General features: G+C 65.5%; 11 protein-coding genes. 10 read left to right on the top strand and 1 reads right to left on the bottom strand.

The window, feature by feature from the left end; all coding sequences use genetic code 11:
• From VMR03_RS06835 to rlxS, 10 genes are all read left to right on the top strand, one after another.
• The coding region (locus tag VMR03_RS06835; protein ID WP_325403558.1) for a helix-turn-helix transcriptional regulator at positions 1-234 on the top strand (234 nt) is incomplete at its 5' end.
• Between the two features lie 236 nt (positions 235-470).
• Positions 471-1,406 carry an ArdC family protein gene (locus VMR03_RS06840; protein WP_325403559.1) on the top strand — a complete coding sequence of 312 codons (936 nt, stop codon included), beginning with the start codon at positions 471-473 and terminating at the stop codon, positions 1,404-1,406.
• Positions 1,403-1,600: a hypothetical protein gene (locus tag VMR03_RS06845; RefSeq protein ID WP_290891737.1), complete on the top strand. Its 198-nt coding sequence runs from the start codon at positions 1,403-1,405 to the stop codon at positions 1,598-1,600. The genes VMR03_RS06840 and VMR03_RS06845 overlap by 4 nt, the downstream gene beginning before the upstream one ends.
• Positions 1,601-1,611: 11 nt before the next feature.
• Positions 1,612-2,130: a hypothetical protein gene (locus VMR03_RS06850; protein ID WP_290891738.1), complete on the top strand. Its 519-nt coding sequence runs from the start codon at positions 1,612-1,614 to the stop codon at positions 2,128-2,130.
• Positions 2,102-3,832, top strand: a complete 1,731-nt coding sequence (locus VMR03_RS06855; protein WP_325403563.1) for a ParB/RepB/Spo0J family partition protein — start codon at positions 2,102-2,104, stop codon at positions 3,830-3,832. Before VMR03_RS06850 ends, VMR03_RS06855 begins: the two co-directional genes overlap by 29 nt.
• Positions 3,833-4,472: 640 nt before the next feature.
• Positions 4,473-4,796, top strand: coding sequence for a DUF736 domain-containing protein (locus VMR03_RS06860; protein ID WP_293323652.1), 324 nt, complete (start codon positions 4,473-4,475; stop codon positions 4,794-4,796).
• 181 nt (positions 4,797-4,977) lie between these two features.
• Complete coding sequence (locus VMR03_RS06865; protein WP_041535925.1) at positions 4,978-5,205, top strand: helix-turn-helix transcriptional regulator; 228 nt, start codon at positions 4,978-4,980, stop codon at positions 5,203-5,205.
• Positions 5,198-5,776: a S26 family signal peptidase gene (locus tag VMR03_RS06870; RefSeq protein ID WP_293323658.1), complete on the top strand. Its 579-nt coding sequence runs from the start codon at positions 5,198-5,200 to the stop codon at positions 5,774-5,776. Before VMR03_RS06865 ends, VMR03_RS06870 begins: the two co-directional genes overlap by 8 nt.
• Entirely contained in the window at positions 5,764-6,519 is a 756-nt protein-coding gene (locus VMR03_RS06875) for a lytic transglycosylase domain-containing protein (RefSeq protein ID WP_293323661.1), read from the top strand. The genes VMR03_RS06870 and VMR03_RS06875 overlap by 13 nt, the downstream gene beginning before the upstream one ends.
• A gap of 258 nt (positions 6,520-6,777) precedes the next feature.
• Positions 6,778-8,763, top strand: a complete 1,986-nt coding sequence (rlxS, locus tag VMR03_RS06880) for a relaxase/mobilization nuclease RlxS (protein WP_293323664.1) — start codon at positions 6,778-6,780, stop codon at positions 8,761-8,763.
• A gap of 142 nt (positions 8,764-8,905) precedes the next feature.
• Here rlxS and VMR03_RS06885 read toward each other — a convergent pair.
• A partial coding sequence (locus VMR03_RS06885; RefSeq protein WP_325403570.1) for a transposase occupies positions 8,906-9,197 on the bottom strand: 292 nt, incomplete at its 5' end.

Here is a 9,197-nt window from a genome sequence, read left to right on the forward strand (position 1 = left end):
ACCCTTCGCACGCCGCGTCAACGCAAGCTGCTTGCGTTGCTGATCAAGCTTCGCAAGGCGAAGGGCCTGACGCAGGCGGATGTCGCCGCGCGGCTCAAGCGTACCCAATCCTTTGTCGCCAAATATGAAGGCGGCGAACGCCGTCTCGACATCATCGAATTCGTCGACGTCGTGCAGGCGCTTGGCGACGATCCCGGTGACGTTCTCAAGGAACTCTACAAGCCCAAGGGTTAAGGCCGCCGCGCTTTCGCGCGGCGTCTTTGTTTGAAGCGTCTCCCCGTCACGCGGGATGGGCGGCGCTCCCTTCTAGGCCCGCCGCGGCAGGCCGCAACCCTCCGCTTGCGCTCCGGGTCCTCCACTTCGTTCCGGCCTTCGGTGCGTCCCGCCTCTGACGGCGGGCCTTCCGGTCGCTTTTCGCCGCCCATCCCGCTTCCGGGAGAGACGCGGCGGGATTTGACGGGAGCTGGCCGATGCGCGGAGAACATAATCGTCAGACCGGGAAGCAGGCGGGGCCGCAGCTTTATGCCGATGTGACGGCAAAAATCGTCGCGGAACTGGAAGCGGGCCGGGTGCCTTGGGTGCAGCCCTGGGACGAAGCGAAAGCGGGGCTCGGTCTGCCGCGCAATGCGGCGACGGGGAATGCCTATTCGGGGATCAATATTCTGATCCTCTGGAGCGCCGTCATCGAACGGGGTTTCGCCGCCCAGAACTGGCTCACCTTCCGGCAAGCGCTTTCGCTTGGCGGCCATGTCCGCAAGGGCGAGAAGGGCGTGGCCCTCGTTTATGCCGACCGCTTCACGCCCAAGGCGGAACGGGAACGCGCGGCGGCGGAGGGTGAGGAGGCCCGGAGCGTTCCCTTTCTCAAGCGCTTCACCGTTTTCAATGTCGCGCAATGCGATGGCCTGCCGGGCGAGCTGCTTGCACCGCCCGCCATACTGCCGGAATGCGAGACCGTGCCCGCCGCCGAGGCGCTGATCGCCGCGACCGGCGCGGCATTCCATGTGGGCGGCGCGATGGCCCTTTATGTGCCGAGCCTCGACCGCATCGAGGTGCCGCCGCAAACGGCCTTTCACGAGCCGGTCAATTATTACCGCACCTGTTTCCATGAACTCGGCCACTGGGCCGGCCACCCCTCGCGGCTGGCGCGCGATCTTTCCGGGCGTTTTGGCTCGCGCGCCTATGCGGCGGAGGAACTCGTCGCCGAAATGGCGAGCGCCTTTGTCTGCGCCGCGCTCGGCATCGTGCCGACGGTGCGCCATGCGGACTATATCGCCTCATGGCTCGACCTGTTGCGCGACGATGAGCGTGCCATCTTCCGCGCCGCGAGCCTCGCCTCCAAGGCGGCGGATTTCCTGCTGGCCTTCCGCGCGGAGGGCACAGAGACGGGCGCGGGGAGGGCGGCATGAGCGAGCACCCGCCTCTCGACTCCGAAAAGACGCCCGAAGGCGAGCAGTGCCTCATGCCGGGCGTCGCGCCGATCCGCGAGCGCGACCGGCTGGCGGCCTTCATGGCCGCGCCGCTGCGCCCGCGCAAAGCCCAGAAGCCCTTGAACATCGGCCTCTTCGACGAGGACGCCCGCAACCAGCTGAGTCTGTTCTGAAGGAGACACCCATGAAGAAATGGACGGTGCAATGCGGCTTTGCCGCCTATTACGCCAATATCGTGGCGGTCGAGGCCGACACGCTCGCGGAGGCACTGGAGAGGGCCATCGTCACCGCCAATGAGAGCGACGGCTGGAAGCCACTCGACGATTGCGGCCCGACCTTCATCGATGCCGTTGCCGAAGGCGACGATGCCGATCCATGGCGGGAGTTTGCCTCCTCGCTCCCTGTGCCGCCGCGCTTCTCGGAGCGCGGTGAGCCCGTCGCCGTGACCGTCACGGTTTCCGGCGGCGTCGTGCAACAGGTCGAGATCGAGGGCGGACGCGCCCGCGTCCATGTCCATGACCACGACACCGAGGGCGCCGCGCCCGGCACGCCCGGCCTTCATATCGATGCGGCGGGCGGCACTTACGCGCTCGCCGACTGGTCGAATTTCTCTCTGCCGCTTGAAGCGGCGGAGAGCCCGAGCCCCACCCCCGAAAACACGAAAGGAGACACCAATGGAACTGCGTCACATCCCGATCGATGAACTGCGCCCCGCCGCGATCAATATGCGGCATGGCAAGCGCCCGCCCGATATCGACGACATCCTGCCCTCGATCCGGGCGCGCGGCATCCTGCAGCCGCTTCTCGTGCGCCCCGTCGAGGCGGAGCCCAACGCCTATGAAATCGTCGCCGGACGGCGGCGCTATTTCTCGGCCAACGCGGTGAAGGAAGAGCAGGGCGAAGTCGAGCCCTTGCCCTGCGCCGTAATGGAGTCCGGCGACGATGCCGCCGCGCTCGAAGCCTCGCTGATCGAGAACATCGCCCGTCTCGATCCCGACGAGATGAGCCAGTATGAGTGTTTCGCGCGGCTTACCCGCGAGGGGAAATCCGTCGCCGACATCGCCGCGACTTTCGGTCTTACCGAATTGATGGTGAAGCGCCGCCTCGCGCTCGGCACGCTGATCGCGCCGATCCGCGCGGCCTATCGGGCGGAGAAGATCGACGCCGCATCGATCCGCCATCTGACGCTTGCCTCGCAGGCGAAGCAGAAGGAATGGTGGAAGCTCTGGAAGGCGGACCGGAACGCCTGTCCGACCGGCCACCGGTTGAAGCAATGGCTCTTCGGCGGCCAGTCGATTGCGACCGGCGCGGCGCTCTTCCCGCTCGATACTTACGAGGGCGAAATCGTCACCGATCTTTTCGGCGAGGAAGGGTACTTCGCCGATCCGGACCTCTTCTGGCGCAAGCAGGGCGAGGCCATTGCAGCCAAAGCAGACGCGCTGCGCGAGGCGGGCTGGAGTGAGGTGATCGTTATGGAGCCCGGCGAGCACTTCCCCGCATGGGACTACGAGAAGGTCCCGAAGAAGAAGGGCGGCAAGGTCTATGTCGAGGTCTCAGGCCGCGGCGAGGTCAGTTTCCATGAGGGATATCTCTCCCGCGCGGAGGCGCGCCGCAAGGCAAAACACGAGGGCGCGGGCAATGATGCAGCGGAGCTCCGCGCCGCCCGGCCCGAGGTGACCAAAGCGATGCGCAACTATATCGAACTGCATCGCCATGCCGCCGTGCGCGCCGAATTGCTGGACCATCCCGGCATCGCGCTGCGGCTGATGCTCGCGCATGTCATCGCCGGATCGGCGCTCTGGCAGGTGACGCCGGAGCCGCAGAAAGCGGCGTCCGACGCCATCGCGAAGAGCCTCGCGGCCAATGTCGCCGAACGTGCCTTCCGGGGCTGGCAGGCCAATATCCGGGCCCTGCTCGGTCTTCCGGAAGAGCGCGAAAACCTCACCGCGCCGCACGGCGACGCGGAGGCGACCATCGCCCTCTTCGCCAAGCTGCTGATGCTCAATGACGAGGAGGTCATGAATGTGCTCGCCACTGTGATGGGCGAGACATTGCAGGTCGGGAGCGCGGCGGTCGAGGCGCTGGCGGTGGTGCTGAAGCGCGACATGGGCCCGGTCTGGGAGCCGGACGCGCCCTTCTTCGAACTGCTGCGCGACAGGAGCACGATCAATGCGATGCTGGCCGACATAGCCGGAAAGAGTGTCGCCGACCAGAATGTCGCCGAGAAGGCCTCCGTCCAGAAGCAGATCATCCGCGACTGTCTCGCAGGCACGAATGGCCGGGCGAAGGTCGGCACATGGCTGCCGCGCTGGATGCATGTTCCGGCGCGGGCCTATCGCGAGGATGGCGACTTCGCGCCCGCCGAGGCATGGCATCGCGTCGCGGGATATTTCGGGAAGGCCTAAAACTTTGCGGGCGTCGTCCTTCGCCGCCCGCTCTTTTTCATGAGCGAACAGATCGTTATTCATCGCCTGCCGCGCTCCGGAGTCGCGAGGGCGGCGTGATCGCGGACATGATTTCAGAGGCAGTGAAGCCGTCGTCAAGCAACATGCGGGAACGCGATGTGGGCGCGCTTGGCCGCGTTCCGGTGGTAAGGCAGGGCTCTCATCGCTCGCTCTTCGCCACGCATCTGCCGCATCCTACTCTCCCGCATGAGCGCTTTCCGGTGTTGTCGGCGTGTCGCTTCGGTGTTGAATCGATCTATCGCTCCGGCCTTCATCATCCGGCCCGTCCGCCTCAGGAAGCTTGGCGCGCATGGATTGCAAGGGCTCTCTCCTCCTTCGGCAGGGGCGTCACCGGGGTCATTCCCTCGCTTGAGCGGCGATACCTATGGGCGCTACCGCCCGCCCGAAACCGTCGCGCCGGGCTTTTTTCCCCGCGCGCTGCCGCGCGCTCCTCGCGGGGTCGCTTCGCTTCAAAAAAGCCCGGCGCTCGGGTCCTGCGCTTGCGCTCCGGCCTCCGGTTCGGCGGGCGGCTGCCGCGCCCATCGGGGTTCGCCATCGCGAGGGGAATGGACCCCTCGGCGTTCATCGAAGGAGAAAGACCATGCCTGCAATCGGATATGTCACCAAGCAGTCGAGCGGCGGTTACAAGGGCCAGTTGAAGACACTGACCATCCGCGCCGAGATCGATATCGTGCCCAATGCGGCGAAAAGCGCCGAGGCGCAGCCGGACTTCCGCGTCCTCACGCAGGGCGTCGAGATCGGCGCGGGCTGGACGCGTACCGGCGAAACTTCGGGCCGGGACTATGTGAGCCTCAGCCTCGCCGCCCCGGAATTCGGGCCGCGCCGGCTCTACGCGAATCTCGGCCGCGCCGCCGGTCAGGATGACGACGAGACCTTCGCGCTGATCTGGAATCCCGTCGACTGACGTCACACCATCGCCTCCGCGTCCCTCCGGGCGCGGAGGCTTTTCCCTTCTGCGATCTGTTGCGCTGGCGAAACGACGTGGCCGGATATTCGCCGCTCGGTCACCGGACCTCTTTTTCCGATCCTTGCCGTGGTGGGGCTTCCTTGCGCGATTCGCGCGTGGGTTACATGCGAGGTGCCCCATGGATGACGACGCGACCCGGGCTGCGAATGCCAAGAAGGGCAGTCCCTTTCTCAACACGCCGCAGGCCGCGCACTATGTCGGCCTCTCCGAGCGCACGCTGGAAAAGATGCGCGTCGTCGGCGGTGGCCCCGAATACCGCAAGCATGGCCGTTATGTGCGCTATCACATCGACGATCTCGACGCCTGGTCGCGGGAGCGGGCAAAGCGCTCGACCTCCGATGAGTGAGCGGCTCTCCCTCATCGCCGAGAGCGGCGCGCTGGTGCCCATGCGGTCTCCGCGCGGCCCGAAACACCCGCACCGCCGCAGGCGTCTTCTTCTCTGGACTGTGTTCGGCATCGGCCTGATCGGCGCGACGGCGCTTCTCGACCCACTGCCGCGTCTCGTCTGGAACGCAAGCGCCAGCGCCCCGCGCGGGCTCTATCTGCGTCTCTCGCCGGATTTTGTCCGGGGCGATCTTGTGCTGGCGCGCTTGCCGGAAGAGGCACGACGCATTGCCGACGAACGGCACTATCTCGCGCGCGATGCCCTGCTGATCAAGCGCGTTGCGGCCAGCCGGTTCGATACGGTCTGCATGACCGGCAACGACCTCACGATCAACGGGCGGCACGCGGTGCGGCGGCTGGAGTTGGACGGCGAGGGCCGCCTTATGCCGCGCTGGCGGGGCTGCGAGAGGCTCGGCGGCTATCATGTTTTGCTGCTCGCCGAAGGCGAACCCAGCTCTTTCGATGGGCGGTATTTCGGGCTGGTCGAGCGGGCGCTCGTCATCGGCAGGCTGGTACCGCTATGGATATTCTGACGCTGGTTCTCGCCCATGCGATCCGCAGCGCAGAGCCGGAGCATGGCCTCACACCACTAGCCACCATGAGCATAGTGGTCGATCCGGAAGCAAGGAACATGGCGCGATGGCGGCCCCTCATCGCCGAAGCCGCGCGGCATTTCGGTATTCCGGCGCACTGGATCGAGGCCGTCATCGAGGCGGAAAGCGGTGGCCGGACTCTGCTGAACGACGCGCCGATCACATCGCCTGCGGGCGCAATGGGACTGATGCAGCTGATGCCCGCGACCTATGCCGAACTGCGGGCGCGACATGGGCTCGGCCCCGATCCGCATGATCCGCGCGACAATATTCTGGCGGGCACGGCCTATCTGAGTGAGATGCGCGACCGCTTCGGCTTTCCGGGACTTTTTGCCGCCTATCATGCCGGGCCGACACGCTATCAGGCCTATCTGAAGGGCGAGCGGAGCCTTCCCGAAGAGACCCACGCCTATCTCGCGGTGGTTCTCCCGCGTGTTGAAATCGTCCCCACAGACGACAAAGCAGTCGTCTCATTGGCAACCGCACGCGTGTCTTTCGCCTCCGGAAAATCGCTTTTCTTCCCGCTCGACGGGCATGAAACGCGCCCCGAAGTTGCTTCGACGAACGATACGGTTCAGCGTCGAAAGCGGTATCTCTTTGCCGGTTCTGACGGCAAATCGCGCGGTGACTTCGCTGCCGGTGGTGGCGATCTCTTCGTGCAGCTCTTCAGCATCTCCCGTTAGTCAGTCCCAGGAGAAAGGGCATCGACGCAGGTGAGCGTGGGGTGAACTCGATATCGCGGGAGGGCAAGATAAAAGAACGGCGCCATGAGGGGCTTATGTTCCTGTCTGCACATCTCTTTTGACGGCGCCATGCGCCGAAGGCGTGGCGCCATTGTCGCGCCAAGTCCCTGTGTCTCTTCGATCTTCATGGCGCCGTCTTGTCCGCCAGCAAAAGCCGATCATTTTTTGATGATAGGTGGCGATCGCGGAGAGGAGACGATGCAGGACGACAAATTCGAACCACGTCTCGGCCGGATCGGAGCGCGCGACGGAAAGGCCGAACGCCGCTACCAGCAGCGGGTGCTGAAATCGGCGGCGCTGGCGGGCGGTCGCCGCTTCGGTGGAACGTCGCCGGGGGCGGGGTTCCAGGGCAATCGCATCGGCCGCGGCGCCGGCATCGGTCGTGTCCTCGCATCGCGCGGAACCCATGCTGCCTTTCGCGCGCGGCGCGTGGTCGTCAAATCCCGCATCGTGAAGCTGAAGGGGCAGGGTCAGAAAGCGGCGCGTCTCCATCTCCGCTATATCCAGCGCGACGGCGTGACGCGCGAGGGGCTGCCGGGCGAGCTTTACGACGTCGAGCACGACCGGGCGGACGGCGAGGCGTTTCTGAAACGCTGCGACGGCGACCGGCACCAGTTCCGCTTTATCGTTTCGGTCGAGGACGCAGCGCAATATGAGGAACTGAAGGGTTTCACGCGGCGCTTCATGGCCCGCATGGAGGAGGATTTGGGGACGCATCTCGATTGGGTCGCGGTCGATCACTACAATACCGGCCATCCCCATACCCACATCATGCTCCGCGGCAAGGACGAGCGCGGACAAGACCTCGTCATCGCGCGGGATTATCTGTCGACAGGCATGCGCGAACGCGCCGCCGAAATTGTCACCCTCGATCTCGGCCCCCGCAGCGATCTCGAGATTGAGGCGAACCTCGCGCGGGAAGTCGAACAGGAACGGTTCACCAGTCTCGATCGCGGTTTGTTGAAGGAGACGGATGACGAAGGTCACGTCCGTTCTGATATGACCGCAGGTGATGCGTTCCGGCAAACCTTGCGGGCGGGCCGGCTGCAGAAGCTGAAGCGACTGGGACTGGCGGAGGAGGTCACGCCCGGAACGTGGAAGCTTGCCAAGGGGTTGGAACCGGCGCTTCGCCGCATGGGCGAACGTGGCGACGTCATCAAGACGCTTCACCGCGAAATGACCGAGAAAGGACTCGCCCGCGCGCCGTCGGATTATGCGGTTCACGATCCGGCAGGTGGGCAGGCGCGGCGCATTGTCGGTCGTGTCATTGGCCGGGGACTGTCGGACGAACTCAATGACCGTCACTACCTGATCGTCGACGGGCTCGACGGCCGCGCGCATTACGTGGATATCGGCCGGTCAGAATCTGTGGAAGCTCTGCCGGACGGCGCCATCGTCGCGATCACGCCAAAACCGGTGGAACCAAGAGAGGTCGACCGGACGATCGCGGAGATCGCCGCCGCGAATGGCGGCCGCTACGACATCGACGCGCATCTGTGCCACGATCCGACGACGAGCCGCGACTTCGTCGAAACCCACATCCGGCGGCTGGAAGCGATGCGGCGGCAGGGCGGATTGGTTGAGCGTGAACCTGACGGAAGCTGGGCAATCGCGCCCGATCACCTGGAACGCGCCGCATCCTTCGAGCGCGGTCTGGCAAGATCGAGTCCTGTCCTCGTCGAGACGCTTTCCGCCTGGCCGCTAGAGCGACAGGTGACCGCCAATGGCGCGACCTGGCTTGATCGCGAGCTGGTGGCGGAAAAGCCGGAGCCCTTGCGCGAAGGGGGCTTTGGCGGAGATGTCCGCGGCGCGCTTGCGTTGCGCCGGCAATGGCTGGTCGGGCAGGAACTGGCGCGGGAAGAGCAGGACCGGATCGTCTATCGCGCCAACATGCTCGGCATCCTGCGCCGCCGCGAACTGCTGCGTGTGGCGGGGCAACTCTCGGGCGAACTCGGTCTGCCCTACGTCGAAGCCGAATCCGGGCAAAAGGCGACCGGGACCTATCGCCGGCATGTCGATCTCGGCAGCGGCCGTTTCGCGGTCATCGAGAAATCGCGCGAGTTCACGCTCGTGCCCTGGCGGCCGGTGCTGGAGCGGCATATCGGCAAGCAGGTCTCGGGGATTGTCCGGGAGGGGAGGGTGTCGTGGATGATCGGGAGGCAGAGAGGGTCAGGGGTTTCATAGGTCCGCTTAGCGCCGATATTGTTGATTTAGTCGCTGCGAGATCGACAGTTCGTCCGTGGGACGATGATTTCGGGCCCGTTGCCCGGGGGCCTGATGCCTGATGGCCTTATGACGGCGGGCCGGTTACCCGGCCGGTGTGGCTTCATGCCGCCGCAGGGCCATGGCTCGGCATTGCTCGAAGCTTCGCCAGCTTCCTCAGGTTTTGCGCGGTGGCGGCGAGGAGGAACTCGTCTCTGGCGCCCTTCGGTCCGCGCAGGCGCAGACGGCCGAGTTTGAGGATGCGTTTGAGGTGGGCGAAGAGCATCTCGACCTTCTTGCGCCGATGCCGCGAACGCTCATAGGCCGGCGTGTTCGCCAGAGCCCGGGCCACATCGCGCGCATCCTCGTCGATGTCGCGCGGCACCTTGCGCTGTGGCGTGTTCGGACAGCACTTG

Source organism: Parvibaculum sp., assembly GCF_035511255.1.
Lineage (GTDB): Bacteria > Pseudomonadota > Alphaproteobacteria > Parvibaculales > Parvibaculaceae > Parvibaculum.

Coding starts and splice junctions, on each gene's coding strand:
- VMR03_RS06845 (WP_290891737.1), top strand. CDS start 1,403: ATGAGCGAGCACCCGCCTCTCGACTCCGAAAAGACGCCCGAAGGCGAG.
- VMR03_RS06840 (WP_325403559.1), top strand. CDS start 471: ATGCGCGGAGAACATAATCGTCAGACCGGGAAGCAGGCGGGGCCGCAG.
- VMR03_RS06860 (WP_293323652.1), top strand. CDS start 4,473: ATGCCTGCAATCGGATATGTCACCAAGCAGTCGAGCGGCGGTTACAAG.
- VMR03_RS06865 (WP_041535925.1), top strand. CDS start 4,978: ATGGATGACGACGCGACCCGGGCTGCGAATGCCAAGAAGGGCAGTCCC.
- VMR03_RS06870 (WP_293323658.1), top strand. CDS start 5,198: ATGAGTGAGCGGCTCTCCCTCATCGCCGAGAGCGGCGCGCTGGTGCCC.
- VMR03_RS06850 (WP_290891738.1), top strand. CDS start 1,612: ATGAAGAAATGGACGGTGCAATGCGGCTTTGCCGCCTATTACGCCAAT.
- VMR03_RS06855 (WP_325403563.1), top strand. CDS start 2,102: ATGGAACTGCGTCACATCCCGATCGATGAACTGCGCCCCGCCGCGATC.
- rlxS (WP_293323664.1), top strand. CDS start 6,778: ATGCAGGACGACAAATTCGAACCACGTCTCGGCCGGATCGGAGCGCGC.
- VMR03_RS06875 (WP_293323661.1), top strand. CDS start 5,764: ATGGATATTCTGACGCTGGTTCTCGCCCATGCGATCCGCAGCGCAGAG.